This is a genomic window from Achromobacter sp. ACM01, from assembly GCF_014851745.1.
GTDB classification, from domain to species: Bacteria; Pseudomonadota; Gammaproteobacteria; order Burkholderiales; family Burkholderiaceae_B; genus Achromobacter; species Achromobacter aegrifaciens.
In genome coordinates this window covers 882,934-907,879 of the sequence record NZ_JACVAF010000002.1, presented here as the reverse complement: position 1 = coordinate 907,879, position 24,946 = coordinate 882,934, and the positions used below count along the sequence as shown (strand labels likewise).

The window sequence follows — 24,946 nt, the reverse complement described above, 5'->3', positions numbered from 1 at the left end:
CGCAAGCCCTGGCCGGCGCCGGCCTAGTGACGGCGGCGCAGTTCCGCGGGAGGCACGCGCAATTGCCCGCGGTACTTGGATACCGTGCGCCGCGCCAGCAGTATGCCGCTGGCCGCCAGTTGCTGGGTCAAGGCCACGTCCGAGAGCGGCATGGCCGGATCCTCGGCCTCGACCATCTCCTTGATCAGGGCCCGCACCGCCGTGGCGGAGCAGGACCCGCCGGTGTCGGTGGCCAGTTCGCGCGAAAAGAAGTGGCGGAACTCGAACACCCCGCGCGGCGTCACCATGTACTTGCCGACGGTGGCGCGCGACACCGTGGATTCGTGCATGTCCAGGTCATCCGCGACCTCGCGCAGCATCAGCGGCCGCAAGGCCACGTCGCCATATTCGAAGAAGGTCTGCTGGCGCTTGACGATGGCTTCGGCCACGCGCTGGATCGTGATGTAGCGCTGTTCGACGTTGCGCACCAGCCAGCGGGCTTCCTGCAGCTCCTGGGCCATGGGGCTGCGGTCGTCCAGGCGAGCGCGCCGGAACAATTCGGCATAGGTCTGGTGCAGCCGCGCCTGGGGCATGGCGTTGCGGTTGGGCAGCACGCGCCAGCGCGATTGCCATTTGTCGACGAATACGTCGGGTACGACGTAGACAGGCGCTTCGGCGCTATAGCGGCCGCCGGGCTTCGGGTCCAGGCTGCGGATCAGCGCGCAGGCCTCGCGCAAGGCGTCCTCGGAGCAGCCCAGCTGCTGGCGCAAGCCGACGCAGTCGTTGCGGGCCAGCCGCTCGAGTTGCTCGTGCACGATGCGCAGGGCGAGCGTCCGCAACTCGTCGCTGATGCCGGTTGCCGCCGCCAGCTGCAGCGTCAGGCACTCGGCCAGATCGCGCGCGGCCAGGCCCGGTGCATCCAATTGCTGGACCAGGCGCAGCGCAGTCATCCATTCGCATTCATCCGGAACGGGCTCGGCGCCGCGCGGCGCGTCTTCCCACAGATTGGACAGCGGCGTGCGCAGATAGCCGTCGTCATCCAGCGCGTCGATGATGTACTCGGCAAGCAGGCGGTCGCGCGCCTGCAATTGATAGTTGCCCAGTTCCTGGGACAAGCGCTGGCTCATCGATATGGGTGCGCTGACCCACAATCCCTGGTCCCGGTCCGGGCCGTCGCCCTGCGCGCGCGTGGGGTAGTCGCCGGAATAGGCGGGAGCATCAGGCGGGGGCAGATCATCCTGGGGCGCAGGCTCCAGCGGCGCGGGCTGGGGCGGGTCAGCAGGAGGAAAGCCCTCCGCGGCGGCCGGCAGGTCGTCCTCCAGCTCGTCGGGATCCTCCAGGAATGGATTGCTGGCCAAGGCCTGTTCCACTGCCGTGGTGAATTCCAGCGCGGTCATCTGCAGCAGCTTGACGGATTGCTGCAGGCGAGGCGCCAGCGCCATCTGCTGGCGCAGGCGCAGTTCTTGCGTGGGGTAGACCAATCGAGCCTCCTGGGGACTGGCTGCCGGCGGCAGTCCATCCTTGTACTGAAGCAAAGACCATGCCAGGCGTCTCGGCGGGCGAGGCGGGTTGATTGCGCGCGCGGCGCTGCCCCAGTATTACAAGCCAGTGGTAAGAAATGCCTCTCGCGCCTCTCGCGCGCGGTGGCCGCAAGATCGGCCCTGGCGCTCAAGCCCCGGCGTCGTCCTGCCCGTTCTGGTCGTAGTCTTCGAGGCGGTTGTAGAGCGTCTTCAGGCTCAGGCCCAGCGTCTCCGCGGCGATGCGCTTGTCGCCCGCATGGTGCGCCAGCGTCGCAAGAATGAATGCGCGCTGCGCCTCGCCCAATGACATGCCGATGGGCAGGGTCAGCGCGCCGTTACGCAGCATCGGCCGCTGCGCCTCGCGCGACCGGGGCAATAGCTCGGTTTCGAGTTCACCGTCTGCCAGAATGAACGCCCGCTGCACCGCGTTGCGCAGTTCACGGACATTGCCCGGCCAATCATGCAGGGAGATCGCTTCCAGCATGCGGGGGGAGAACGACTTCCGCGTGCCGTTTGCAGCATTCAAGGTGTCGAGGAACCAGTGCGCCAGCACCAGGGCGTCTTCGCCACGCTCACGCAGCGGCGGCACGCGTAACGGAATCACCAGGAGCCGGTGCAGGAAGTCCTGGCGCAGGCGGCCTTCAGCGACCGAGGCGAAGGGATCGCGGTTGCTGGCGCAGATGATGCGGACATTGGCGCGCAACAAATCCGAGCCGCCCACGCGCTGATACGTGCCGGCCTCGAGCACGCGCAGGAAATTCACCTGAAGGTCGGGCGGCATTTCGGTGACTTCATCCAGGAACAGCGTGCCGCCGCTGGCGTATTCGAAGTAGCCGGCGTTCTGGGCGACCGCGCCGGTAAAGCTGCCTTTTTCATGCCCGAACAATTCGGCATGCGCCAGGCTGCCGCTGATGGCGCCGCAATTGACCGCCACGAAAGGCTGTTCGCGGCGTTCGCTGGCGTCATGGATGGCGCGCGCGACGATTTCCTTGCCGGTCCCGCTTTCTCCCACGATGAAGACGCTGGCGTCGGTGGCTGCGGCCAATTGGAGTTGCGCGCCGAGTTTCTGCATCACGGGGGACAGGGCTGATGGGTCCAGCAGCGCGTCGGACTTCGCGGACGCCGCTGCACGCGGGGCAGTAGTAGTGCTGCGATTGGGCATGCTGATTCCTGAGGGCCCGCGCGGGCCGTGAGTCTGTTTCCATGCTAGAGAATCGACGCAGTACGGTATGCGACGATTTGCAAGCATTCGAAAATGTTGATGGAAAGTGTCGAACATTTGCCACCGGGCCGGCGGTTATCGCTATGCTGAATCACTGACCCTCAACATCCGCGACACGGAGCAAGCATGCCTCATCTGTTGATCGTTGATGACGACCCGGCGATACGCGAAACCCTGGCCGAAATCGGGCGCGAAAGCGGCTTTTCAGTAGCCCTGGCCGCCAGCGTCAAGGATGCGCTGATCCAGCTGGAGCGGCACGCGCCCGATCTGGTGCTGACCGACATCCGCTTGCCTGAAGGCAGCGGGATGGAAATTTTCAAGAGCGACGCCGCCGCCAGCGCAGAGGTGGTGGTGATGACCGGCCACGGCACCGTCGACAACGCCGTGCAGGCCCTGCGCCTCGGCGCCACCGATTACCTGGTCAAGCCGATCTGCATGGAACGCCTGAACGGAATCTTCGCGCGCGTGAATGCGAATTCGAGCGGCGATCTGCGGGGGGCTCCGTTCGAAGAACCGGGGCGCTACGGAAAGATGTACGGCGCGTCGGCCTGCATGCAGGAACTCTACCGTCAGATCGGCCGCGTGGCCACCACCAATGTGACGACCTTGCTGATCGGCGAAAGCGGCACCGGCAAGGAACTGGCCGCGCATGCCATCCATGAACTCAGCGCGCGCCGCCAGCGTCCCCTGATCGCGGTGAATTGCGGCGCGATCTCGCCCAACCTGATCGAAAGCGAAATGTTCGGGCACGAGCGCGGCAGCTTCACCGGCGCGGACCGCCAGCACAAGGGCTATTTCGAGCGCGCTGACGGCGGAACCCTGTTCCTGGACGAAGTCACCGAAATGCCGCTGGACCTGCAAGTCAAGCTCTTGCGGGTCCTGGAGACCGGGCAGTTCATGCGCGTGGGCACCAATCGGGAGATCGCCTGCGATATCCGGATCGTCGCCGCGACCAACCGCGATCCCGAGCAGGCGGTGAAGGATGGCAAGCTGCGCGAGGACCTCTATTACCGGCTGAGCGTCTTCCCCATCAAGCTGCCGGCGCTGCGTGAACGCGGCGACGACATCCTGTTCCTTGCGAATCGCTTCCTGCAAGGCTTGAACCAGGAATCCGGCAAGAACAAGGAATTCTCGCCGCGCGCGCTGGCCGCGCTGCAGCAATACGCATGGCCGGGCAATGTGCGGGAGCTCAAGAACTACGTGCGCCGCGCCTTCATCATGGCGGATGGCGATACGCTGGAAGTGGATATGCTGACGCCCCGGGTGTCGCCGGCGGGCGAGGGCGCGGGCGGCCAGGTCAGCGTACCCGTGGGAGAAACCTTGGCGGAAGCGGACCGGCGCCTGATCCTGGCGACGCTGGAGCGTTGCAACGGCGTGAAAAAGCAGGCCGCGGCAGTGCTCGGCATCAGCCCCAAGACGTTGTACAACCGGCTTGAGGAATACGCCGCTGCGGACGCGGAAGGCGCCGCAGCGGCGCCTGGCCGGAAACAGGACCGGTCCTGATCTCATTTGCCGTACCGCGTTTTCAGGTCCGCCATGCAGGCGTCCTTGGCATTGCCGGACATGGCGTCGCATTTTTCCTTGCCGACCTTGTAGTCGGCATCGTTGCGCACCTTGGCCGCGTCATGCGAGGCCTCGGCCTTTTCCTTGCCTGCCTTGGCGTCGGCCCGGGCCTTGTCGCGCGTGGCTTCGGCCTGCTGCTGGCAGACGTCCTTCTGGTTGCCTTTCATGCCGTCGCAACGTTTCTTGTCCAGCTTGTACTGGTCATCGATCTGCGCGTTGCTGCGCACGGCGCCGCCGCTGGTCTGCGCGGTTTGGGCTTGCGCCTGAAAAGCCAGGGCGGAAAGGCTCAGGGCGACGGCGGGGAGAACGACTCGGGACAGATTCATGGCTGACTCCTAGGATGGGGACCCGGCATCGCCCGGGCCTGGCCGCATGTGCAAGCAAGCGGCGTTCCCGGGCCGGCCGGGCACGCCGCTTGCTCCGGCACCTTGCCGCAGGCGGTGCCCATGCGCACACTGCAAGCATCCATTGAACGAGCCCGGGGATACGAACATGCAAACCAAGCGCGCAGACCATGAAAAGGCGGACACCGAGCAAGGCAAGGCCAATGCGCCGCGCACGCAAACTGAGGCGGCGCATCGCAGCGGCCAGTTCGGAACCGACAAGCCGGGCTTCGGCAAGCCGGCCGCGGCGCCCAAACGCGAGTCGGACAAGAAGCCCAACGACAAGGGCGCGGAGTACGAGGAAGGCGGCCAGTATCCGGGCAAACGGCCCGGCTCAAAATAGCCGCTGGCGGCGGGTTCAATCCGCCGCTTGTTCCGTCTTTTCGGCGGGGATTGCGTCCGCCTCTTGCTCGCCCAGCCGGAACAGCAGCACCACGCTGTATAGCGCGGCCAGTCCGATCAGGCCGTAGACGCTGCGCGTCGCGGCGGCCGACGGCAGCACCTTCGCGAAGACATCCAGGCCTACCGCCGCGATCAGGCCGCAGTTCAGGCCGCCCGCAACCACCGCGATCAAGGCGGACCAGTCAAGCAAGGAAAGGCCGCGGGCCTCGGGAGGGACCGGGGGAGGAGCAGAATCCTCTTCCAATTCTGAAAGATCTTCTTGGTTGCCGGGCATGTCCATGTGGAAGTCCTTTGCGCAGAATGCGGGTAGGCGGGACTGCGGGCGGACTGCCTCTGAACCTGCCGGTCCAGGCCGCTCGCCAGCGCTACAGCAATTCCCATGCCTGGAACGGGCACGGCAGTTGCTGACCACAAGGGAATGATTCCCGATGGAGAGCACAATGTCCCTGATCGTTGCCGCCCGATTCGACACTTTCGACCACGCCGCCGAGGCGGCGCGCAAGCTGTGCGCCGAAGGATTCACCGAAGACGATATCCATACCTTCTACATCAACACGGCGGGCGAACACGCGCGCTTTCCGATAGGCGGCGACCGCGTGGCCGATCCCGATGCCCGGGGCGGCCATTTCGGCGCGGTGGCGGGCGCCTCCGCGCTGGGCCTGGTGTTTGCGCTGCTGGGCGGGCTGATCGCCGCCCGGGTGGGGGCTTCGGTCTTGATCGTCATTGCCGCTGCGGGCGTAGGCGCCTATCTGGGCGCGCTGGCCGGGGCGCTATGGGTGATCGGGCGCGGACGCCGCAGGCATCCGGCGGCCACCGTCGCCCGTGACGCGCATCCTGCCGTACGCCAGGCGGGCGTGATGCTGGCGCTGCACGTATCGCCGGACCGCGATGCGCTGGCAAGAACCGTGCTGACGCAGGCCGGCGGCACGGACGTCGAGCGCGCGCAAGGCCGCTGGTTGAATGGCAAATGGGAAGACTTCGACCCCTTGACGCCGCCGCGGCATGTGGACGCGTCGACGATGGCGAACTAGGCCGAGGGAGACACGGAGATGAAAAAGACCTTATGGCTCTGCGGTGTCGTCGCGCTATGCCTGCTGGCCGCGCCCGGTGTGCTGGGCGGCGTGCAGGCGCAGGAACTGGCGGAGCCGGAAGCGCGCTTCCTGCAGGCGGCGGCCGGCTCCGGCATGTTCGAGGTAGAGGCGGCGGAGCTGGCGAAGAAGCGAGCAGGGGACCGCGACGTGAAGGCATACGCCGCCCGGATGCAGGAGCAGCATGGCGCCATGAACGCCGAATTGAAGACCCTGGCCGGGCGCAAGCAGGTGAAGCTGCCAGCCGAACCATCCGAACCCGACCGGGGCACCCTGCAACAGCTGGGCAACAGGACCGGCCCGGACTTCGACGCGCTCTACATCGAAAAGGCAGCCGTGGACGCGCACGTCACCGCCAACCGCCTGTTCGAGACGGCGGCACGCGAGTCCAAGGATCCGCAGGTGCGCGATTTCGCGGTGCGTGCGCTGCCCATGGTGGCCGAACATCTGGCAATGGGCCGCAAGCTGCAAAGCACGCCGCCCGCCGACCCGGACAAGATCCAGCCGGCGACGAAGGGCGAAGCGCCGGCCGTGTCGCCAGCGTCGCGCGAGGCGCCGGCCTCGATCGCGCCGGCCAAGTAGCGGGACGCGCGGGCCTCAGTCGCCAGCGCTGCCGGTAATGGGCAGCACGATGCCGGTGATGTAGCTGGCGCACACGGGCGAGGCCAGGAAGACGTAGGCCGGAGAGATTTCCTCGGGCTGCGCCGGACGCCCCAAGTCCGTGTGCTTGCCGAATTCCTTGATCTTCTCCGGACTTTGGTCCGCAGGATTCAGCGGCGTCCATACGGGTCCCGGCGCCACTGCGTTCACACGCACGCCCTTGCCCGCGAGATTGGCGGCCAGCGAACGTGTGAAAGCATGGATCGCGCCCTTGGTGGTGGAGTAGTCCAACAGTTTGGCGCTGCCGCGCAGGCTCGTGACCGACCCGGTATTGATAATGGAAGCGCCAGCGTGCAGATGCGGCAGCGCCGCGCGCGCCATCTGGAAATAGGCGGTGATGTTGGTGCGCAGCGTCTTGTCCCATTTCTCGTCGCTGATCTCGGGCAGCGTGTCGGTGTGCTGCTGATAGGCAGCGTTGTTGACCAGCACATCGAGCTTGCCGTATTCCCGGATCGTCTGTTCCACCGCCTGTTCGCAGAACGCGGGTTCCTGTACGTCGCCTGCGATCAGCAGGCAACGGCGGCCTTCGCTTTCGACGGCGCGCCGGGTGTCTTCGGCATCCTCTTGCTCGTAGAGATAGACGACCGCCACGTCGGCGCCTTCGCGCGCATACAGCAGGCAGACCGCGCGGCCTATGCCGGAATCGCCGCCTGTCACCAGCGCAACCATGCCCTCGAGCTTGCCGCTGCCCTTGTACTGGGGCGCCTGGTACTGTGGCTTGAGAACCATGTCGGCTTCCTGCCCCGGCTTTTCCAGGTGCTGGGCCGGCATGGGCGGTGTGGGATGCGGGCGGGCGCCGGTGTCGGCTTGATCGGGCTTGCTCATGAGGGTCTCCTGGTGGGCAGGCGCGACAGGCGCCTCGCCCATTGCCGAGCAAATGCCATGCCCGGCCCGCCGCGCGCGCCGGAGCTACTGCCGTCCCACCACCACGCCGAAAAGGAAAGCCGCGCCGGCCACCAGGCCGATGGCCTGCCATGGCCGGGCGTGGATGTACTCCTCGATGCAATCTATGGTCTCCCGCATCAGGTCGCCGGCATGGTCTGAAGCGTCGCGCAGGCTGCGCCGCGTGGCGTGCAGCTGTTCGGACAGGCGCGCCTTGAGCGCCTCCAGATCGGTCGCCGAGGCGTCGCTGAGCGTGGCTTCCAGATCGTCGATCCAGGCCTCCGGGTGCCGTGCACGCCTGTGCGCGCCGCGGTTGTCCGGGCCGTTTTCCGGAAAGTCGGAGGGCAGGGGGGTGTTGGTAGAGGCCATCGGTAGCTCCTGGCTGTCGGGCGGGAAATACGCCTGCGCGGACCGGCCCGGGCGGCCGCGCTGCGGATCCGAAGGCTTCAGGCCTCCAGCATGTCGCGGCAGGCCAGGGTGCAGCTCAGGCAAGCGCCTGCGCAGACCTGGCAATGCTCTGCCTCGTGCGATGAACATTCGCGCGCGCAGGCATCGCAGATCAGCGCGCACAGCGTGCAAAGCGCATTGGCGAACTCGCCGTCGCGCGCCAGCATGGCCGCGCACAGCCGGCAAACCGCGGCGCAATCGGTGCAGAGTGCAATGCATCGCTGCATGTGGGACGGATTTTCCCGCAGGCACGCGGATGCGCAAATATCGCAGGCGACGGCGTATTCATAGCAGGCTTGCACACATTGCTCGAAATTTTGGTCTCGCATTGCATCTCCTTGTGTGTGCCGGGTACGCGCGGCAACCGGCGTGCCCGGAGACCGGGCCACATCCGCTTGCAATTTGATGCCGCACGGCGATGACCCGGGCAGCCTGGAGCCGTAGCATGGAAGTTCGAATCCCCGTCGGGGAGTCACTGCAGGAGCCACGCATGAAGCCAGCATCCGTACCCGGATCCGCGAAACCGGCGCAAGCCGGCAAGCGGGCGGAAGACAACGCTAAGATACTGCCGCCGCGCTCTCCCGTCGATGTTCCGCGCAGACCGGATAAACCAGACGCCTCTACCCCGAACGAGGCCGCGCGCGACAAGCGCATCGTGGCCGATACGCGCACCGAGTCGAACTGGGCGGACGGTTCCGCGCCGCAACCTCGGGCCAAGAACGCGCGCTCATCGATCCTTTGACGCCTGCCTGGCGTTCGCTGCCGCAGCGGCCTCTCCGCCCAGGAAGGCAAGCAGGCGCCGTTCGTCCGCATTCAGTCCGCGGGGACCCCGTGGCGCTGCCGAGCGCGCGGGCAGCGTGCCGTCCAGATAGGCGGACAGAATAGCCGGATGCACATAGCAGGCGCGGCACACGGCTGGCGTATTGGCCAGCCGCCGCGAGACCTGCTTGATCACTTCCACCACCGTCTTCTGCGCCTGGCTGGCGCTCTCGCTGGGGCATGCCTGCAGCGCGGCATAGGCCATGACGGAGCCTGCCCAGGTCCGGTAGTGCTTCGCCGTGAAATCGCCGGCGCCGGCTACACGCAGATAGGCGTTGACCGCGCCCGAATCGACCGGATGGCTGCCGCCGTCCTCGTCGAGATACTGGAACAGTTGCTGGCCGGGTATGTCCAGGCAGCGCTTGATGATGCGCGCCACGCGCCGGTCCGCAGCGCTGACGTCATGGGTCACGCCGCTCTTGCCCTGGAAGCGGAAACGGAACTTGTCGCCCGTCACGCTGGCGTGCCGCCGCTTGAGCGTGGTCAGGCCATAGGACTTGTTGGTTCTGGCGTACTCGCGAGCGCCGATGCGCACCAGCGTCGTCTCCAGCAAACGTACCAGTACGGCTATCACCTTGTTCTGGGACAACCCGGCGGTACGCAGATCGCGCTCGACCTGCCGCCGTATGCGCGGCAGCGTCTGGCCGAAGGCTGCAAGGCTCTGGTACTTGCTCGCGTCGCGCACCGCGGTCCAGTCCGGGTGATAACGGTATTGCTTGCGTCCCCGGGCATCACGCCCGGTGGCTTGCAGATGCCCGAGCGGGGAAGGGCAGATCCACACATCTTCGTAAGCCGGCGGTATCGCCAGGGCGTCGATCCGTTTGATTTCGCGCGCGCTGCGTATGCGCCTGCCTTGCGCGTCCAGGTAGTGGAAGGCGCTGCCGTTGACGCGGATCCGGGTATAGCCTGCCAGGCTGTCGTCGTAGTAGACCAGCGCTGCGCCGCCGCGGGCGGGCGCCGTTCGGGGACTTGGGTTCATGTCGTCTGCGGCTAACAGGGGCAGGGGCGCTGTCCTCAGCATGCGGCGTGCCCGCCACCCCTTGTGCGTAGCCAGGCACGCGGCTTGCTGATGCAGGAATGGACTTTCTCCGGAGACAGCCATGCACATCGCGTACCCGTACTACCTGCACGTTCCGCCCAAGCCAGATCCGATACCGCCAGGTTCGCCGCCCGGCGACCTGCCTGTGGATCCGGATACCGATGAACCGGACGTGGACCTGCCGCCCTTGTCGCCGCCCGGCAAGGAAATCACGCCGCCCAGCCCCTGACGCGGGCTTGTGGTTTTTCCCTGATCCCAACAAGAACTGAGGAGTCGCCATGTCGACCATCCTGCTGATTATTCTCATCCTGCTCCTGATCGGCGCCGTGCCCGCCTGGCCCCACAGCCGCGGCTGGGGCTATTACCCCAGCGGCATACTGGGCATATTGCTGATTGTGCTGATCGTGATGCTGTTGACCGGCCGGCTCTAGCAGGTCCCATGCGGTCATGGGCGCGCGGGCCGTGTCGGACGGCTCGCGCGCCGCCGGTCCGCCAGGCGGCCGTCTGGCGGACCGGCGGGTGGCGCGGGTTTGCGCCCAGGCGTAAGATCGCCGGGTTTTTGTGCAGCCCTCCGCCATCCGCGGCATTCCCGACATGACCATCCCCTTGCTTGTCTTGATAGAAAGCGTGCAGGACTACCTGCCCGAAATCGAAGCGCGCGGCTTTCGCGCGATTTTTGCGCCCACCGCCGAAGCGCGCGCGCAGGCGATCCGCGACCACGGGCCCGAGATCCGCATCGTGCTCACGCGCGGCGCCACCGGCCTGTACGCGCAGGAAATGGCGGCAATGCCCAAGCTGGAAATTGCCTGCTCGCTGGGGGTGGGGTACGAAAACATCGACCTGGCCGCCGCGGCGGAACGCGGGATCGTCGTGACCCACGGTCCGGGCGCGAACGCGGTGTCGGTGGCGGACCACGCCATGGCGCTGCTGCTGGGCGCGGCGCGGCGCCTGCCGCAAGCCGATGCGTCGGTGCGCCAGGGCCATTGGGGCGGCTTCATGGGACCGCAGGTCACCGGCAAGCGGCTGGGCATCCTGGGCCTGGGCACCATCGGACTGGAAATCGCGCGGCGCGGCGCCAACGGCTTCGGCATGAGCGTGGGCTATTACAGCCGCAGCGTCCGCCCGGAATCGGGCTATGCCTACTTCGACAGCCCGCGCGCGCTGGCCGCGGCATCGGATTTCCTGGTGGTGGCGACGCCGGGCGGAGCGGACACGCGCCACCTGGTGGACGCGCAGGTACTGGAAGCGCTGGGGCCGGAAGGCTATCTGGTGAACATAGCGCGCGGCAGCGTGGTCGACACGCAGGCGCTGATCGCGGCGCTGGCCGAACGCCGCATTGCGGGCGCGGGCCTGGACGTGGTGGATGGCGAACCCGACGTGCCCAAGACCCTCATTGAGCTCGACAACGTGGTATTGACCCCGCATAGCGCGGGGCGCTCGCCGGAAGCGGTGCATGCCACCGTGGCGCTGTTCCTGGACAACGCCACGGCGCACTTCGGCGGCAAGCCGGTGCTGACCCCGGTGCGCCGAGGCTAGCAGGCCAAGGCTAGTGCGAGAACATGACCGGCACGGTCATGCTCTTCAGGATGGATGCCGTCGCCCCGCCCAGCGCCCACTGGCGCAGCTTGCTGTGGCCGTAGGCGCCCATGACGATCAGGTCCGCGCTGTGGTCGGCGGCGGCATTCAGGATGGTGCTGCCCACGCCTACGCCCTTGATGTCGCGGCGCACGTGCTCCGGCGCCGGCATGCCCTGCGCCACGCAGTAGGTGGCCAGGTCCTCGAACGGCGCTTCATGCTTGGGGCTGGCGGCGCCTTCGTTCATGCTCAGCACGGTCATGTGCGAAGCCAGGCGCAATATCGGCGCGGCATCGGCCAACGCGCGGGCGGCCTCGCGGCTGCCGTCCCAGCAGCACAGCACGCGGTCGCCGATCACCGGAAACTCGCCGCTGGACGGAATCGCCAGCACCGGCCGGCCCGCCGTCAGCAGGGTCTGCTCGACGAACTCGATCTCGTGGGCGGCTTCGACGTCCTCGCGGTTTTCCTGGCTGACCACGATCAGGTCGGTGGTGCGGCCCAGCAACGCCACGGTCTCGCTGGGCGAGGATGTGCCCGCGCGCATGAAGGCGGGCACGTCGGCTTCGGCCGCGGCTTCCAGAAACGCGGTTTCCACCGCGTCGCGGCTTTGCGCCTGCAATTCCTTGATGATGCCCAGCGAACGCGACATGAGCACGGACTCGCCGTAGTAATACTGCGGCGGCGCGGCGTTGGCGTAGATGCCGACCAGCTCGGCCTTGTGGCGCTTGGCCAGGGCCAGGGCAGCTTCAATGCGGCGTTTGCAGTCGAATCCGTGGTCCAGGTGGACGGAAATGCGGCGGTACATGAAGGCCTCCTTGTTTAAGCGTGCCATGTGCATATGGTTACGCTTTCCGGCCTTTTCGCCCTTGATGCGCGTCAAGCCCGCGGCAGTTCGCCGGTGTGCGCGCAAACCGCAGGCTATGGCGCGGCGGGAGCCCGTTCCACGCGTTCGCGCAATTGGCGCAACTGGCGCGCCTGTTGCGCGATGCGGTCCAGCGGACCGGCCAGTTCCGGATAGCCCGCGGCCACCGCTGGCGGCACGGCCAACTGGCGGTCGTTGGCGCCTGGCGCGGGTTGCTGCGGATGCAGCGCATGCGCCAGCGCCGGACCGTACTCGGAGAGCGCCTGGGCGGCAGGCGTTCCGGCTGGCAGGGCCGGCTGCATTTCCAGCACCGTGCCCGCCGCCGTCACGCGCCGCATGGCGTTGAGCAGGTTTTCGGCGGTACCGACATTGCGGTCGCGATGCACCGGATTCTGCTGCAGCCGTTGCAAGGACGCCTGCGCATTGTCGGCGGAAAGGCAGGCCATGCGGCGCAACGCCACCAGGTCCTGTCCGTCGCCGGCTTCGCCGCTCTTGGCCCGCAACAGGGCGCGCGCATAGGCGGCGTGGCGCTCCAGCGCCAGGCTGAGGGCCCCGGCCAATTGCCGCGGCTCCTTTTCGGGCCAGACCAGAAAGCCTACCAGCAGCGCCAGGACGCCGCCCAGCACGCTATTGAACGCGCGCAGGGCCGCGAGCATCGGCTCCTGGATCTCAGGCTGCTGGATGTGGGTGACCAGCACGAATTGCGAAGTCAGGAAGAACGTGAACAGCGCGTAATGAATCGTGCGCGCGGCGAACGTGCCCAGCGCGATGGGCAGCACCGCCAGGGCCACGGACAAGGGGGTGCTGAGGAACAGGCCCAGCAGCGAGGCGCCGATGGCGCCAGCCACGCTGCCGGCCACGCGTTCCAGCGTGCGCTGCCAGGTGGTCGCGAAGTAAGGTTGCAGGATGAAGACCAGCGTCAGCGACATCCAGTAGCCATGGTTGACGGCGAAGGTCTTGGACAGCGCCACCGCGATGGTGGCGCCCACGCCCACCCGCAGCGCGTGGCGGAACGCGTCGGATTCGAAGCTCAGGTTCTGCCGCAACGCGCGCCACGCGTCTTGCGCAGGGTTGGCTGCGCGGCGATCGCGCGTGGGCGCCGCCGGGGTCTGTCCCTGGTCGAACAGGGACTGGGTGACGGCCTGCGCCGTGTGCAGCAGGCGGTCCAGCACCGGCGCCATGGTGGCCAGTTCGGGCGCGTGGGCCAGGGCGCTGCCGCGCAGTTCATGCAGGCCGGCGCTGTAATGGGCCAGGCGTTCGCGCAGGCACTGCGCCTGCTTGGCGTCGTTGACGTCGGAGGTGCTGGCGATGGCATTGCACAGGCTGGCGTAGCGGTGCAGCGCGTGCGACAGATGGGCGCCGGCGCCGCGTCCGAGCCAGCGCGGCGCATTCGATTCCATCAGGTCGGCTGCGGCCACCAGCGCAATGAAGCTGTCCTCGGCATTGTCCAGCAGGTACAGCAGTTGATGCGCGCGGGCGCGGCGCGATGGGCGCGCGTCCTGCACTTCGCGGATGCGCGTGCGGGCGGCTTCGAGCGCGGCGCGCTGGGCGCTGCGCTGCGGCCGCGTGACGGCGCTCCAGGCCTGGGGGCTGGCCGCGGGCGTCAACCCGGAATACATGCGGGCCAGCGCGTCGGCGAAATCCGCCAGGCCGCGGTAGCAGTGCGCCACCGCGTGAGTGGCGTCCTTCCAGGGACGTCGGCGCCATACCAGCGCCGTCATCAGGATGGCCCAGGCCGCGCCGGCCAGGAAAAACAAGGTGTAGGACAGGCTTTCCGTCCAGGTCGGGGCGGGCAGTTCCGCTGCCACCACGAAGCCTGCGGACAGCAGGGTGCCGACGATTGCCGCGGCCGGCCCCAACACGCGCAACAGGCCGCCGAATGTGCAGCACACGAAGGTCAGGGGCAGCAGCAGCCACAGATGAGCCGCGCTGACGCTGGCCAGAAAGCAGAACAGCGCGCCTATCAGCCCCAGCGCGAGCATTGCCCCCGCGCGCTGGCGCAGGGGACCGCCCGGATCGCCGAAGCAGGCCCAGAAAGCCGCGATGGCGCTCCAGCCCAAACGCGGCTCGTGCGCCAGCACGGCCAGGATGACAGGCGCGGCGCTGATGGCCGCGGCTTGGAGGGCGTCCAGCCACAGAACGTTGCGCAGGGAGGCGCGCCAACGGGAATAAAGATTCTTCACGCTAGGAATACAGCAGCGGCGGTGGGCCCGGCAGGGCGAAAGACGCAAACCCTACCATGTCGACAAGGCATTTCGGCGGGGGTGACGGCCGGGGCCGGAAAGCCGGTTTCATTCATGAATCCGAGCAGCTTAATACGTATGGATACATATATGTGACTTTGCCGCCGCAGCGGCGCAAAATTGCCTGGAAGAAAGTCTGGAAATCGCATACAAAAAGCGCTGTAGCTGGGAATACTCAGTCCAATGTGCCTCTTTCTGCGCCCGGACAGCGCAGGTTTTGACCCAGGGGCGCGCAAGGAGTATCGACATGATGTCGAATCACGAGGCTTCCACAGACTCGGTGGCGAGCGACGACGAGATCGCCGCCATGATCACCGGCAAGGATGGCCTGCGCATGCTGTTGCAGCCGCAGGTGGATTTGCTGACAGGCCGGATCGTGTCGGCCGAAGCGCTGGCTCGCTGGCGGCATCGCCGCCTGGGCATCATCATGCCTTCCGACTTCATCCCCGCCGTCAACCGCCTGGGCCTGGACAAGGTGCTGTTCGAGCGCGTCTGCCTGCGTGTCATAGACATGCTGTTGACGATGCGGCGCGCCGGCATCGCCATTCCGGTGGCCATCAATGCGCCTGCCTCCACCTTGTCGGACGAGGCTGCGGTCGATTTCCTGCTGGACCGCATCTACGCGGCGGAGCTGCCCGCGTCGCTGGTGCGCGTGGAACTGACGGAAGACCAGCCCATCCGCGAACTCGACGTGCTGCGCGCCACGCTGCTCAAGCTCGAAAATGCCGGCTGCGAGGTCAGCCTGGACGATTTCGGCACGGGCCATGCTTCGTTGAAGCTGCTATCGGCGTTGCCGCTGTCCGAGGTCAAGATCGACCAATATTTCGTGACGCGCATGCGCCGCAGCGCAGTCGCCTTCGAAGTGTTGCGCACCGCCGCGGAACTGGCGAACCGGCTGGGCCGCCGGGTGGTGGCCGAGGGCGTCGAAAACGTGGCGGACATTCCTGCCCTGCGCGCGGCCGGCTGCCGCTACGGCCAGGGCTTCGCGCTGGGCCGCCCCATGCCGCTGGACGAATTGACGGTGCGCCTGCGCACGCAACGCGACCAGGGCGAACCGCTGGCCGCGCCTGCCGCCTACGCGTCGTCCTGGCTCGATGCCTACGACGCGTCCGCCCAGGAGCCGCAGTCAACGCGCGGCAAGCGCCACGCCACCACACAATAAGGCTGGTCGCGCAGCGTATTTTTTACCAATCAGGCCGGACTTTACCCGCAGTCCTTGCGTCCCCGTGTCCGCGGGCTGCGGGGGCTGACTGCGGCGCGATTTGGGCACGCGGGTTGCTGTATGCAAGATGGCGGAGCTTTTTCCGTCTTCCAGGAGACTTGCAATGCCCAATCAGAACCAGCCCGACCAGCAAAAGCAGCAACAGAAGCAACAGGCCCAGGAAAACCCCAGGGACCGCAATCAGCCCGGGCAGCAGCCCGGCCAATCCGGCCAGCATGCCGATAAGGATCGGCAGCAACCTGGCCAGAATCAGGGCCAGCAAAGCAAGATGCCGCGCTGACTCGTAGACCGCGTGTTCCGGGCCCTCTAGTCGGGCGGGTATCGCGGTAAGAACGGCCTTGTCCCGCTGTGGGCGGACAAGGCCGTTTGTGCTTCATCATGGCTTCGGATTTCGGCATCAAGCCGCCGCTGGCAGCCACAGCGCAACCGGCAGTTCATGCAACAGTTCCGACAAGGGCAGCGCGCCACCGGAGCCGGATCTCGCTTTTTCGCCGCCCATTGCATCGCGCCAAGCCAGACCCTTGATGGCATCGGGCAGGCACAGCGCGGTGTCGGCCCAGAAGTCCCGCGCCGCCCGCGGCTCGCCGCGAGCGTAGCCAGACAGACGCAGCGCGCACAGCCGCGGCGCGACGATCAGGGCGTGCTCCTCTTCATGACGCCGCAGCCAGGCTACGACGTGCTGTGCATGCGTCCCGGTTACAGCCAGCGGGACGCACTCGCCCTGGCCGAACAATGCCGGGTGGCGCTGCCGCGCCGCCAGCAGGCGCTGGATCAGGGCCTGCTTCACCGCGCCGCTGCGCCAGTCCGTTGCGCTGGGTCGCACGGCGGCGCTGGCGCGCGTGCGGGCCATCATGGCGATCCGCGGCGGGTAGTCCACCGCGCGCCGGTTGTCGGGGTCGACCAGGCTGTAGTCCCATAGCTCCGTGCCTTGGTACAGGTCCGGCACGCCGGGCAGCGTGTTGCGCAACAGCGTCTGGGCCAGGCTGTTGATCATGCCGGCAGGGGCCAGTTCCAGGGCGTATGCGGCGATTTCGGCCAGCAGGCGGCGCCCGGGCGCCGCGTCCCGCAGAAATTCCAGTGCGCCAAGCCCGGCGGCTTCGTAAGCGGGGTCAGGATCCGTCCAACTGGTATGCAGCTTGGCTTCGCGCAACGCCTTGAGCTGCCATTGCGCCACGCGCTCGATCCATGCGGCCACGCTTTCTGGCCGCTGTTCGATGATGTCGGCCTCCCAGTCGGCGGGCCACGCCCCGATCAGCGTCTGCACGAGCAGGTAGCGGTCCGCCAAGGTAAGCAGCCCGGCGTCCGGCAGGGCGTGGGTCCAGCGATACGCGGTCTTGCGCCAGGCTTGCGGCATTTCCGAAACCACCGCCAGCCGCGCGCGCGCGTCCTCGCCGCGCTTGTGGTCATGCGTGGCCGTCGCCAACATGGCGTGCGGAAAGTCGCGCGCCCGCGCCTCGACCAGGGCATGAAATGCCTCGGGCGACAGCGCAAATCGCTGCGGCGATGCGCCGACTTCATTGCGCGACAGCAGCGGACCGTAGCGGTAGAACAGCGTATCTTCCAGCGCCTTGGCTGCCAAAGGCGGCGTCAGCTGCTGGAACCGCCGCAGGGCCTGGGCGGCGTTTGGCTCAGATTGCGGGAGCGGCGCGGTTGCCGGATCGGCGGGGCTGCCGCCCAGCCACCGGTCCATCTGCGCCAACAAGGCAGCGTCCGCTGTGCCGGGCAACGCGTGCAGCAGGGCGGCGGCACGTTGCGCTGCCGCTTCGCAGTGATGGCGGTCCGCATCGCTGCGGCCGCCGTCCTCTGCGTAGGTCCGGTACACCGGAAAGGCCGCCAGCCACGCGGACAACACGCGGTCCATGGCCGGCGCGGACCAGTCGCGGGTCCGGCGGTCCTGCCGCGCCAAACGTTCCAGGCAGCGGACCAGCGCCAGGCGTTCCGCGGGAAAGTGCCGCTGCAGCATGCGGGTGCGCGCCGCTTCCAGCTGCCGCGGCGGCGTGCGCAGATCGCCCGTGAGCATCTGCCAGAACGCCCGCAGCGGCGCCTCGGCCCGCGGGTCGTGCAGCAATGCGCCGACCTGATCCATGAAGTCATAGCCGGTGGTGCCATGCAGCTGCCAGCGCGCATCGGGCGCTTCGTCCGGCGCCAGGATCTTCTCCGCCACCAGGTAGGCTTGCGATTGGGCGCAAGAGGGTGGACGGCGGGCTCCGGCCTCGGCCAGGCATCGATTCAGCCTGCGCAGATAGGCGCCCGGCGCGGCCAGCCCGTCGATGTGGTCGATGCGCAGTCCGTCGAGCAAGCCTTCCGCATACAGGCGCAGCGGCAGCGCATGCACGGCATTGAAAACGGCTTCGTCCTCGACCCGTACGCCCACGAGCTCGCTGATCTCGAAGAAGCGCCGCCAGTTGATCTGATCGGCAGCGCAACGCCACCAGGCCAGCCGGTAATGCTGGCTCTCCAGCAGCCGGTGCAGGCGCTCGCGGCCGGCTGCGCGCGCCGGGTCGCAGCGGCGCAGCAGGGCCTGCGGATCCTGCCCGCGCGCAAGCGACTCCGGGGCCAGGGGATAGCGCTGCCCGGAGACCTCCAGTTCGATGCGTCCGGCATCGGCGTCATAGCGCAGCGCCATTGCGCCTTGAGCCAGCGACACACCGTAGGAGTCGGGCAGGATGGGCAGCAGGACTTTGCCGCGCAGGGCGGGATCAGGCGCGTCCCAGTCGATGTCGAAGCAGCGCGCATGCGCGCTTGCGGCGCCGTGTTCGAGCACATCGCGCCACCAGGCATTGGCGGGGTGGGCCGCCATGTGATTGGGCACGATGTCCGCGATGAGACCCAGCCCGCGCCGACGGGCCGCCCGGGCCAGATCCCTCAGTGCGGATTCCCCGCCCAGCTCCGGATTGACCGCGCCATGGTCGATGACGTCATAGCCATGCGTGGACCCGGGGCGGGCGCAGGTGATGGGCGACAGGTAGAGGTGGCTGACCCCCAGGTCCGCGTAGTAGTCCACGCAGGCTCGGGCGTCCTCAAATGTGTAGCCGGCATGCAATTGCAGGCGGGCCGTGGCGTGCGGCATGGTCATGGCCGGCCCCGTCCGGTGCGCAGGGCTTGCAGCCGGGCCTGCACGGCAGGGTCGGCGAAGCACGCCGCGCTGCTTGCGGCCAGGCGTTGACGCCAGTTGGGATGCTGGTCCACTGTGCCGGGCAGGTTGGGCTGTTCCAGTTCGCCCGCCAGGTCTTCCATGGGCACCAACAGCAGGGGACAAGGGCTGGAAGACACGAAGCGCAGCATGTCCTCCAGGGGCGCGCGCGCGGGCTCGGCGGCGCAGCCCAGGGCTTGCGCGAGCAAGCTGCGGTCCATGCGGCGGTTGCGCCGCAGCGTGGCTTCATCGTCGCCGCCGCCCAGCAAGTCCAGTTCGGCGCGCAGGTCGATGTCGCGCTCGGCCCACCAGCCGCGCAAGGTCGGCAGGTCGTGGGTCGAGGTCATGGCCACGGCCTGGCCGGGCCAGTCGCCGGCTGCAAGAAAAGGCGCCGGCGTGGACGGCGCAGATGGCGGCGCGTCAGGTTCCTGCCGCATGAACCACAGCACATTCATGCCCAGGATGCCGTGATCCGCCAGCTCGCGGTTGAAACCTTCAGGCACCGTGCCCAGGTTTTCGCCGATGGCAAGCGCGCGATGGCGCCAGGCTTCCAGCGCCGTGAGCGCCAGCAGTTCGCGCAGTGGATAGCGCAGATAGGCGCCCGCATCGGCGGCCAGTCCATCGGGCACCAGCCACAGCCGCGCCATGCCCAGGATGTGATCGATGCGCAGGCCGCCGGCGTGAGCCAGCGCGGCGCGCAACATGTCGATGTAGGCCGCGTAGCCCTGGGCATGCATTGCGCGCGGCGAGAACGCGGCCAGGTTCCAGTTCTGTCCTTGCGGATTGTGGATGTCGGGCGGCGCGCCTATGGACAGGCCGGGCATCAGGTCGGTCTGGCGGCTCCAGGCGTGGCTGCCGTCCGGACTGTCGCCCACGGCCAGGTCGGCGATCAGCCCCACGCGCATGCCGGCGCGTCGCGCCGCCTTCTGCGCGTGGTCCAGGCTTTCGGCGGCCAGCCATTGGGCGTAGCGATGGAAGTCGACCTCGACCGGATGCTGCCGCGCATACCGTTCGACTTCCGGCGAGTCCGGATCGCGCAGGCCGGCGGCCCATTGCGTCCAGGGCTGGTGGTCTGCGCCATGCGCTGCCCGGGCGGCATGCAGGGCTTCAAATACGGCGTGGTCGCGCAGCGCCTTGCCGCGCCGGGCGCAGTACGCCTCGTAGCGCTGGCGGGCATCCGCCGGTCCGCTTGTGCGGAACTGGCGGTGCAGCGCGCGCAGCAGGCGCTGCCGCCATATCCCGGCCGATGGCCAATCTATCAACGCCGTTGGGCGCGGCTGGGCGGCCAATTCGGCCAGCGCCCGGCGCAAGACATCGTCACCGACGATGGCGGCGGGATCTGCGTACAGGGTGTTCAGGAACAAGCGGCTGGATGGGGCGTAAGGACTGCAACGCTGCGGTTGCGCGGCGAACATGGCGTGCACCGGGCTGATGGCGAGCGCGTCCGCGCCCTGGGCCGCGGCGGCGACAGCCAGTTCGCGCACGGCGCCAAAGTCGCCGTAGCCGCCGTCGCCAGGTTGGTCGGCATCGCGCCTGAGACTGTAGACCTGCGCGCATAGTCCCCAGGCGCGCGGCCGCACGCCGTCGGTCAGATCATCAAGGCCAGGCGCTTGGCGGGGCGCCACCGCAAGCACGGTCTGGCCGCATGCCAGGTGCAGCGTGTGGTATCCGGGCTCCTGCGGTGCGATCAGGCTGCCGTCGTCCGCGACCTCGCCGTCGCTGGTCTGGCCTGACTCGCACACGATGCGGTAGCGGCCGCGCGCGCAAGCGGGCAGAAACGCGGCCATGCCGCTGCGCGCGACCAGCAGGGGCGGCAGCCGGGCCCCAAGCTCCACGCCCAGGCGATGGTCGCTGTCGCGGATGTCATGGGCGTTGCCCGCCGGCAAGCCCATGCCCTCCAGCAGCAGCCGTAAAGTATCCGGCGACACTTGCTGCGGACGCTGGCGCGCGTCGGTCCAGTGTTCGGCGATGCCGGCTTTGGCGGCCAGCGCGGACAAGGCCGGATCGCCGGCGGACGTTGCGGTCATGCCGGTTCCTCCAGCAGCCACACGGTGCTGTCGCCGCACACCTCGCCGTGGACCAGGGCGTCGCGGGCGCCGGCCACGGATTCAAAGAGCAGCGTGGCATAGGCCTCGGCGCCCGCCTGCAAGGCCTCGGGCAGCGCCACGCGATCGGGGCCGAAGTTCGCATAGACCGTCAGGCGCGCGCCGCCTGCCAGTTCCCAGCGCGCGAACACGCCGCGTTCGCCGATCGCGGCCGCACCCAGGCTGACCGCGCCGGCCAGCCGGGGCGCGATCAGGCGGGCGCGCAGATGCAGCAGGACCGCGTAGTCCCGCATCCAGGCATGCGCGTCGGCGGCGCTGGCCCGTGGTTTGCTGGCCACGTAGGTTGCGGGATCGTTCGGGTCGGACAACGCGCCCGCGCCCTGGAATTCGGGAAAGCGCGAGAACTCGCGCCGCCGGCCGTCGCGCACCGCTTGCGCCAAAGCCGGGTCGGCATGGCTGGTGAAGTAGTGGAACGGCGTGCGCGCGCCGCGTTCCTCGCCCATGAAGATCAGCGGGATCTGCGGCGCCAGCAGCTGCAACGCGACCGCGGCGCGCAGCCGGGCGGGACTGTCCACCAGGCTGGCCAGGCGTTCGCCGCCCGCACGGTTGCCGGTCTGGTCATGGTTCTGCAGGAACAGCACGAAGGCGCTTGGCGGCAGTTCCGCGCTGGGTTCGCCCCGCGGTTGTCCGCCGCGGTAGGGCGAACGCTGCCCCTGGTACAGCCAGCCTTCGGCCAGGCAGCGCGCCAGCGCCTGGGCCGGCTGAGCGCTGTAATCGGCGTAGTAGCCGTGGCTCTCGCCGGTCAGAAGGCAATGCAAGGCATGATGCGCGTCGTCATTCCATTGCGCATCGAAGTCACCTTGCAGCAGGCTGGCGCGGTTGTCGTCGTTCTCCAGCACCAGATGCACATGGCGTTCGGCAGGAATATGCTGCCGCAGGTACTGGGCCAATTCATGCAGCCATTCATGGCCCGCAATCACGTGCACGGCGTCCAGACGCAGCCCGTCGAAGCGGTACTCGGTCAGCCAGTACAGCGCGTTGTCCTTGAAGAACTGGCTGACCGCCGGCTGGCGGAAGTCGATGGCGTCGCCCCAAGGCGTGGCGACGTCTTTCCTGAAGAACGGCGCGGCATAGCGCGGCAGGTAATTGCCGTCGGGGCCGAAATGGTTGTAGACCACGTCCAGCATCACGCCCATTTCCAGCCCATGGGCCTCGTCGATCAGGCGCTTGAGCTCATCGGGCGTGCCGTAGGCCGTGTCGGGCGCGTAGGGCAGCACGCCGTCATAGCCCCAGTTGCGTGGCCCGGGGAAGTCGGCAATGGGCATCAGCTCCAGCAAGGTCACGCCCAGCGCCGCCAGCTCCGGCAGCCGCGCCAGCAGGCCCGCATAGCCGCCCTCCAGGCCGGCATGGGTTTCGTACAGCACGGCGTCTTCCCAAGGCCGTCCTCGCCAGGTGCCGTAGCGCCAGGGGTAGGAGTCCGGCGCGACCACGACGCTGTCGTCGTGCACGTCTCCGTGCTGCAGGCGCGAGGCGGGATCGGGCGCGACCGTGTCCGCGTCCAGGCGGTAGCGATAGCGGGCGCCGATGGGGCAGTCCACGTCGGCCTGCACGTAGCCGTCCGGGCCGGGGCTCAGGGCGATGGGAGGATGGCCTTCGACCTCGAGGGCGAAGCCCGCCGGCGCGGTCGGCGCCCACAGGCGAAAGCGCGTGACGCCGCTCTCCAGCGGGATTGCGCCTGAAGCATAGTCGTGTGTCATGGCGGATCTCCCGGCACGTAGGTCGCCGCCAGCAGCGCCACGCTACGCGCCGCCACCGTGACGGCGGCATCCGCCAGTGGCGCGGCAGGCGCCTGCGTGGCGGAATCCAGCTCGCGAATCCACGCCAGCGCGGGCGACGGCATCTGGAAAACCGTGTCCTCCGCGCCGGGATTCAATAGCAGCAGCGTCACATCGACGCTGCCGTCTTCGCGGCAGGCGGCGCGGCGCAGGACCATGGCATTGGCCTCCGACTCCCAGGCTGCCGCGTCCAGTTCAGCGCCCGCCGGATCGAACCAGGAGATGGCTTGTACGCCAGGCGCGAGCTCCTGCCCCGCATCGCCGTAGCGCGCGGCGCGCGTGCTGGGGTGGGCGCGGCGCAGTGCGATCAGGCGCGCCGCGTAGCGGGATAGCTCACGGCCGTCATCGGACTGCGCCTGGGTCCAGTCCAGCCACGACAGGGCGTTGTCCTGGCAATAGGCGTTGTTATTGCCTTCCTGGCTATTGCCGAATTCGTCTCCGGCCAGCAGCATCGGCGTGCCATCGGCCAGGAACACGCAGGCGAGCTGGGCCCGTTGCACCCGTTTCCGGGTGTCCAGGATGGCGGCGTCCTCGGTCGGGCCTTCGGCGCCCCAGTTGTGGCTGTAGTTCTCGCCGTGGCCGTCGTTGCCGCCTTCGCCATTGGCCTCGTTGTGGCTGGCGTCGTAGCTGACGATGTCGGCCAGCGTGAAACCGTCGTGCGAGGCGACGTAGTTGACGCTGCTCCAGGGCCGGCGGTGGCGGCGGTCGAACAGGTCGCGCGATCCGCACAAGCGCGCCGCCATCTCGCCGCGCATGGCGGGATCCCCGCGCCAATAGCGGCGCGTCGCGTCGCGGAATTTGTCGTTCCACTCGGCGAAGCCCGGTGGATGGTTGCCCAGCTGATAGCCATCCGGCCCCACGTCCCAGGGTTCGGAAATCAGTTTCAGGCGGGCAAGGGCAGGGTCCTGCAGCACGGCGTCGAAAAAGCCCGAACCCGGGTCATAGCCGGTGCCTTCGCGTCCCAGGGTCACGCCCAGGTCGAAGCGGAAGCCGTCGACGCCATAGGATTGCGCCCAATAGCGCAGCGAATCCGTGACCATTTGCAGGACGCGCGGATGTGACAGGTTGACCGTGTTGCCGCAGCCGGTGTCGTTGATGTAATAGCGTTCGTCGCCCGGCACCAGGCGGTAGTAGCTGGCGTTGTCCAGTCCGCGCCAGGACAGCGTGGGTCCCAATTCGCTGCCCTCGCAAGTGTGGTTGTAGACCACGTCCAGAATCACTTCGATGCCGGCGGCATGCAGCCGGCGTATGGCCTGGCGCAGTTCGTTCGGATTGTGCTGCAGGTAGGAGGGCTCCGGCGCAAAGTACGACAACGTGCTGTAGCCCCAGTAGTTGCGCAGGCCGCGTTCGGTCAGGAAGCGGTCCTGCAGGAACGCATGCACCGGCAGCAACTCCACGGCGGTGACGCCCAGCCGCTGCAGGTGTTCGATGAAGCGCGGGTCGGCCAGCGCGGAGCAGGTGCCGCGCAGGGGCTGGCGCAGGTCTTCGCGCAGCATGGAGGCGCCGCGCACGTGCACCTCGTAGATCACCGTATCGTTCCACGCCGTGGCCGGCGGCCGGCTGTTGCCCCAGGTGAAAGGCGCTTCTTCGGCCACGATGGCCTTGGGCATGGCGGGCGCGCTGTCGCGCCGGTCGATGCTGAGGTCGGCGCGCGCATGCTTCATGCGATAGCCGAACAGCGCGTCGCTCCAATGCAGCGGTCCGGTCAACTGCCGCGCGTAGGGATCGAGCAACAGCTTATGGGGATTGAAACGGTGCCCATTGCGCGGATCGTGCGGGCCGTGGGCGCGATAGCCGTACACCAGTCCGGGATGCGCGTCCGGCAGGTAGCCGTGCCAGATCTCGTCGGTGCATTCCGGCAGGTCGAAGCGGCGCAGTTCCTTGCGGCCCTTGGGATCGAACAGGCACAGCTCGATGCGCGTGGCGTTGGCCGAGAACACGGCGAAGTTCACGCCCAGGCCATCGCTGACCGCGCCCAGCGGATGGGGCTGGCCCCCGGCGATGCGCGTGAATTGGGAGGGATCCAT

The 24,946-nt window shown here is 68.0% G+C and carries 24 protein-coding genes; 10 read left to right on the top strand and 14 right to left on the bottom strand.

Annotated elements, in window-relative coordinates:
* Nucleotides 1-23 precede the first annotated feature (23 nt).
* Nucleotides 24-1,460, bottom strand: coding sequence for an RNA polymerase factor sigma-54 (locus IB268_RS12560; protein ID WP_192354329.1), 1,437 nt, complete (start codon nt 1,458-1,460; stop codon nt 24-26).
* A gap of 187 nt (nt 1,461-1,647) precedes the next feature.
* Nucleotides 1,648-2,571 carry a sigma-54-dependent Fis family transcriptional regulator gene (locus IB268_RS12555; protein WP_054454242.1) on the bottom strand — a complete coding sequence of 308 codons (924 nt, stop codon included), beginning with the start codon at nt 2,569-2,571 and terminating at the stop codon, nt 1,648-1,650.
* Between the two features lie 276 nt (nt 2,572-2,847).
* Here IB268_RS12555 and IB268_RS12550 point away from each other — a divergent pair, with 276 nt between their 5' ends.
* On the top strand, nt 2,848-4,224 hold the full coding sequence (locus IB268_RS12550; protein WP_054454244.1) for a sigma-54 dependent transcriptional regulator: 1,377 nt from the start codon (nt 2,848-2,850) through the stop codon (nt 4,222-4,224).
* 2 nt (nt 4,225-4,226) lie between these two features.
* Here the strand turns inward: IB268_RS12550 and IB268_RS12545 are convergent, their stop codons facing one another.
* Nucleotides 4,227-4,610: a hypothetical protein gene (locus tag IB268_RS12545; protein WP_054454246.1), complete on the bottom strand. Its 384-nt coding sequence runs from the start codon at nt 4,608-4,610 to the stop codon at nt 4,227-4,229.
* A 166-nt stretch (nt 4,611-4,776) separates the two neighbouring features.
* Here IB268_RS12545 and IB268_RS12540 point away from each other — a divergent pair, with 166 nt between their 5' ends.
* Nucleotides 4,777-5,010, top strand: coding sequence for a hypothetical protein (locus IB268_RS12540; RefSeq protein WP_054454248.1), 234 nt, complete (start codon nt 4,777-4,779; stop codon nt 5,008-5,010).
* A gap of 15 nt (nt 5,011-5,025) precedes the next feature.
* On the opposite strand, the gene IB268_RS12535 is transcribed toward IB268_RS12540, so the two are convergent.
* Complete coding sequence (locus IB268_RS12535; RefSeq protein WP_225588734.1) at nt 5,026-5,259, bottom strand: DUF378 domain-containing protein; 234 nt, start codon at nt 5,257-5,259, stop codon at nt 5,026-5,028.
* A gap of 250 nt (nt 5,260-5,509) precedes the next feature.
* Between IB268_RS12535 and IB268_RS12530 the strand changes: the two genes are divergently transcribed.
* Nucleotides 5,510-6,100, top strand: coding sequence for a hypothetical protein (locus IB268_RS12530; protein WP_125472095.1), 591 nt, complete (start codon nt 5,510-5,512; stop codon nt 6,098-6,100).
* Between the two features lie 18 nt (nt 6,101-6,118).
* On the top strand, nt 6,119-6,739 hold the full coding sequence (locus IB268_RS12525) for a DUF4142 domain-containing protein (protein ID WP_119449614.1): 621 nt from the start codon (nt 6,119-6,121) through the stop codon (nt 6,737-6,739).
* Nucleotides 6,740-6,754: 15 nt separating this feature from the next.
* Here the strand turns inward: IB268_RS12525 and IB268_RS12520 are convergent, their stop codons facing one another.
* The 3 genes from IB268_RS12520 to IB268_RS12510 all read right to left on the bottom strand — a co-directional run bounded on the left by IB268_RS12520 (nt 6,755) and on the right by IB268_RS12510 (nt 8,475).
* Nucleotides 6,755-7,642 (bottom strand): SDR family oxidoreductase, encoded by an 888-nt coding sequence (locus IB268_RS12520; protein ID WP_192354328.1) that lies wholly within the window; start codon nt 7,640-7,642, stop codon nt 6,755-6,757.
* 84 nt (nt 7,643-7,726) lie between these two features.
* Complete coding sequence (locus IB268_RS12515) at nt 7,727-8,068, bottom strand: YqjD family protein (RefSeq protein ID WP_192354327.1); 342 nt, start codon at nt 8,066-8,068, stop codon at nt 7,727-7,729.
* A gap of 77 nt (nt 8,069-8,145) precedes the next feature.
* A complete protein-coding gene (locus IB268_RS12510; protein WP_192354326.1) occupies nt 8,146-8,475 on the bottom strand; it encodes a four-helix bundle copper-binding protein in 330 nt (109 codons plus the stop codon).
* A gap of 161 nt (nt 8,476-8,636) precedes the next feature.
* Here IB268_RS12510 and IB268_RS12505 point away from each other — a divergent pair, with 161 nt between their 5' ends.
* The gene (locus IB268_RS12505) at nt 8,637-8,888 is read left to right on the top strand and encodes a hypothetical protein (RefSeq protein WP_082401045.1); all 252 of its coding nucleotides are present in this window, start codon (nt 8,637-8,639) and stop codon (nt 8,886-8,888) included.
* On the opposite strand, the gene IB268_RS12500 is transcribed toward IB268_RS12505, so the two are convergent.
* Entirely contained in the window at nt 8,874-9,944 is a 1,071-nt protein-coding gene (locus IB268_RS12500) for a DNA topoisomerase IB (RefSeq protein ID WP_192354325.1), read from the bottom strand. The genes IB268_RS12505 and IB268_RS12500 overlap by 15 nt on opposite strands.
* Before the next feature lie 121 nt (nt 9,945-10,065).
* Between IB268_RS12500 and IB268_RS12495 the strand changes: the two genes are divergently transcribed.
* The 3 genes from IB268_RS12495 (at nt 10,066) to IB268_RS12485 (ending at nt 11,540) form a co-directional block, all read left to right on the top strand.
* The gene (locus tag IB268_RS12495) at nt 10,066-10,233 is read left to right on the top strand and encodes a hypothetical protein (RefSeq protein ID WP_173148434.1); all 168 of its coding nucleotides are present in this window, start codon (nt 10,066-10,068) and stop codon (nt 10,231-10,233) included.
* A gap of 49 nt (nt 10,234-10,282) precedes the next feature.
* Nucleotides 10,283-10,435, top strand: a complete 153-nt coding sequence (locus IB268_RS12490) for a DUF3309 family protein (protein ID WP_082400986.1) — start codon at nt 10,283-10,285, stop codon at nt 10,433-10,435.
* Nucleotides 10,436-10,598: 163 nt separating this feature from the next.
* Nucleotides 10,599-11,540 carry a 2-hydroxyacid dehydrogenase gene (locus IB268_RS12485; RefSeq protein ID WP_175160528.1) on the top strand — a complete coding sequence of 314 codons (942 nt, stop codon included), beginning with the start codon at nt 10,599-10,601 and terminating at the stop codon, nt 11,538-11,540.
* Between the two features lie 10 nt (nt 11,541-11,550).
* Here the strand turns inward: IB268_RS12485 and IB268_RS12480 are convergent, their stop codons facing one another.
* Together IB268_RS12480 and IB268_RS12475 are read right to left on the bottom strand one after the other, a co-directional pair.
* Nucleotides 11,551-12,384 carry a universal stress protein gene (locus IB268_RS12480; protein WP_054454849.1) on the bottom strand — a complete coding sequence of 278 codons (834 nt, stop codon included), beginning with the start codon at nt 12,382-12,384 and terminating at the stop codon, nt 11,551-11,553.
* A gap of 113 nt (nt 12,385-12,497) precedes the next feature.
* Complete coding sequence (locus IB268_RS12475; protein WP_192354324.1) at nt 12,498-14,624, bottom strand: FUSC family protein; 2,127 nt, start codon at nt 14,622-14,624, stop codon at nt 12,498-12,500.
* Between the two features lie 307 nt (nt 14,625-14,931).
* Here IB268_RS12475 and IB268_RS12470 point away from each other — a divergent pair, with 307 nt between their 5' ends.
* Nucleotides 14,932-15,846, top strand: coding sequence for an EAL domain-containing protein (locus IB268_RS12470; RefSeq protein ID WP_054454265.1), 915 nt, complete (start codon nt 14,932-14,934; stop codon nt 15,844-15,846).
* 163 nt (nt 15,847-16,009) lie between these two features.
* Nucleotides 16,010-16,186, top strand: a complete 177-nt coding sequence (locus IB268_RS12465; protein ID WP_181953330.1) for a hypothetical protein — start codon at nt 16,010-16,012, stop codon at nt 16,184-16,186.
* A 117-nt stretch (nt 16,187-16,303) separates the two neighbouring features.
* Here IB268_RS12465 and treY read toward each other — a convergent pair whose 3' ends face one another.
* Genes treY through glgX form a run of 4 tightly spaced genes read right to left on the bottom strand, consistent with a single transcriptional unit; the run spans nt 16,304 to nt 24,946 of the window.
* Complete coding sequence (gene treY, locus IB268_RS12460) at nt 16,304-18,976, bottom strand: malto-oligosyltrehalose synthase (RefSeq protein WP_192354471.1); 2,673 nt, start codon at nt 18,974-18,976, stop codon at nt 16,304-16,306.
* 2 nt (nt 18,977-18,978) lie between these two features.
* Nucleotides 18,979-21,066, bottom strand: coding sequence for a 4-alpha-glucanotransferase (gene malQ, locus IB268_RS12455; protein WP_192354323.1), 2,088 nt, complete (start codon nt 21,064-21,066; stop codon nt 18,979-18,981).
* On the bottom strand, nt 21,063-22,841 hold the full coding sequence (gene treZ, locus IB268_RS12450) for a malto-oligosyltrehalose trehalohydrolase (RefSeq protein ID WP_192354322.1): 1,779 nt from the start codon (nt 22,839-22,841) through the stop codon (nt 21,063-21,065). The genes malQ and treZ overlap by 4 nt, the downstream gene beginning before the upstream one ends.
* A complete protein-coding gene (glgX, locus tag IB268_RS12445) occupies nt 22,838-24,946 on the bottom strand; it encodes a glycogen debranching protein GlgX (RefSeq protein WP_054454270.1) in 2,109 nt (702 codons plus the stop codon). Before glgX ends, treZ begins: the two co-directional genes overlap by 4 nt.

Bases quoted from the DNA above. Each gene is read 5' to 3' on its own strand.
- IB268_RS12555 (WP_054454242.1), bottom strand. From the start codon at position 2,571: ATGCAGAAACTCGGCGCGCAACTCCAATTGGCCGCAGCCACCGACGCC.
- IB268_RS12550 (WP_054454244.1), top strand. From the start codon at position 2,848: ATGCCTCATCTGTTGATCGTTGATGACGACCCGGCGATACGCGAAACC.
- IB268_RS12545 (WP_054454246.1), bottom strand. From the start codon at position 4,610: ATGAATCTGTCCCGAGTCGTTCTCCCCGCCGTCGCCCTGAGCCTTTCC.
- IB268_RS12540 (WP_054454248.1), top strand. From the start codon at position 4,777: ATGCAAACCAAGCGCGCAGACCATGAAAAGGCGGACACCGAGCAAGGC.
- IB268_RS12530 (WP_125472095.1), top strand. From the start codon at position 5,510: ATGTCCCTGATCGTTGCCGCCCGATTCGACACTTTCGACCACGCCGCC.
- IB268_RS12525 (WP_119449614.1), top strand. From the start codon at position 6,119: ATGAAAAAGACCTTATGGCTCTGCGGTGTCGTCGCGCTATGCCTGCTG.
- IB268_RS12520 (WP_192354328.1), bottom strand. From the start codon at position 7,642: ATGAGCAAGCCCGATCAAGCCGACACCGGCGCCCGCCCGCATCCCACA.
- IB268_RS12515 (WP_192354327.1), bottom strand. From the start codon at position 8,068: ATGGCCTCTACCAACACCCCCCTGCCCTCCGACTTTCCGGAAAACGGC.
- IB268_RS12510 (WP_192354326.1), bottom strand. From the start codon at position 8,475: ATGCGAGACCAAAATTTCGAGCAATGTGTGCAAGCCTGCTATGAATAC.
- IB268_RS12505 (WP_082401045.1), top strand. From the start codon at position 8,637: ATGAAGCCAGCATCCGTACCCGGATCCGCGAAACCGGCGCAAGCCGGC.
- IB268_RS12500 (WP_192354325.1), bottom strand. From the start codon at position 9,944: ATGAACCCAAGTCCCCGAACGGCGCCCGCCCGCGGCGGCGCAGCGCTG.
- IB268_RS12495 (WP_173148434.1), top strand. From the start codon at position 10,066: ATGCACATCGCGTACCCGTACTACCTGCACGTTCCGCCCAAGCCAGAT.
- IB268_RS12490 (WP_082400986.1), top strand. From the start codon at position 10,283: ATGTCGACCATCCTGCTGATTATTCTCATCCTGCTCCTGATCGGCGCC.
- IB268_RS12485 (WP_175160528.1), top strand. From the start codon at position 10,599: ATGACCATCCCCTTGCTTGTCTTGATAGAAAGCGTGCAGGACTACCTG.
- IB268_RS12480 (WP_054454849.1), bottom strand. From the start codon at position 12,384: ATGTACCGCCGCATTTCCGTCCACCTGGACCACGGATTCGACTGCAAA.
- IB268_RS12470 (WP_054454265.1), top strand. From the start codon at position 14,932: ATGATGTCGAATCACGAGGCTTCCACAGACTCGGTGGCGAGCGACGAC.
- IB268_RS12465 (WP_181953330.1), top strand. From the start codon at position 16,010: ATGCCCAATCAGAACCAGCCCGACCAGCAAAAGCAGCAACAGAAGCAA.
- treY (WP_192354471.1), bottom strand. From the start codon at position 18,976: ATGCCGCACGCCACGGCCCGCCTGCAATTGCATGCCGGCTACACATTT.
- malQ (WP_192354323.1), bottom strand. From the start codon at position 21,066: ATGACCGCAACGTCCGCCGGCGATCCGGCCTTGTCCGCGCTGGCCGCC.
- treZ (WP_192354322.1), bottom strand. From the start codon at position 22,841: ATGACACACGACTATGCTTCAGGCGCAATCCCGCTGGAGAGCGGCGTC.
- glgX (WP_054454270.1), bottom strand. From the start codon at position 24,946: ATGGATCCCTCCCAATTCACGCGCATCGCCGGGGGCCAGCCCCATCCG.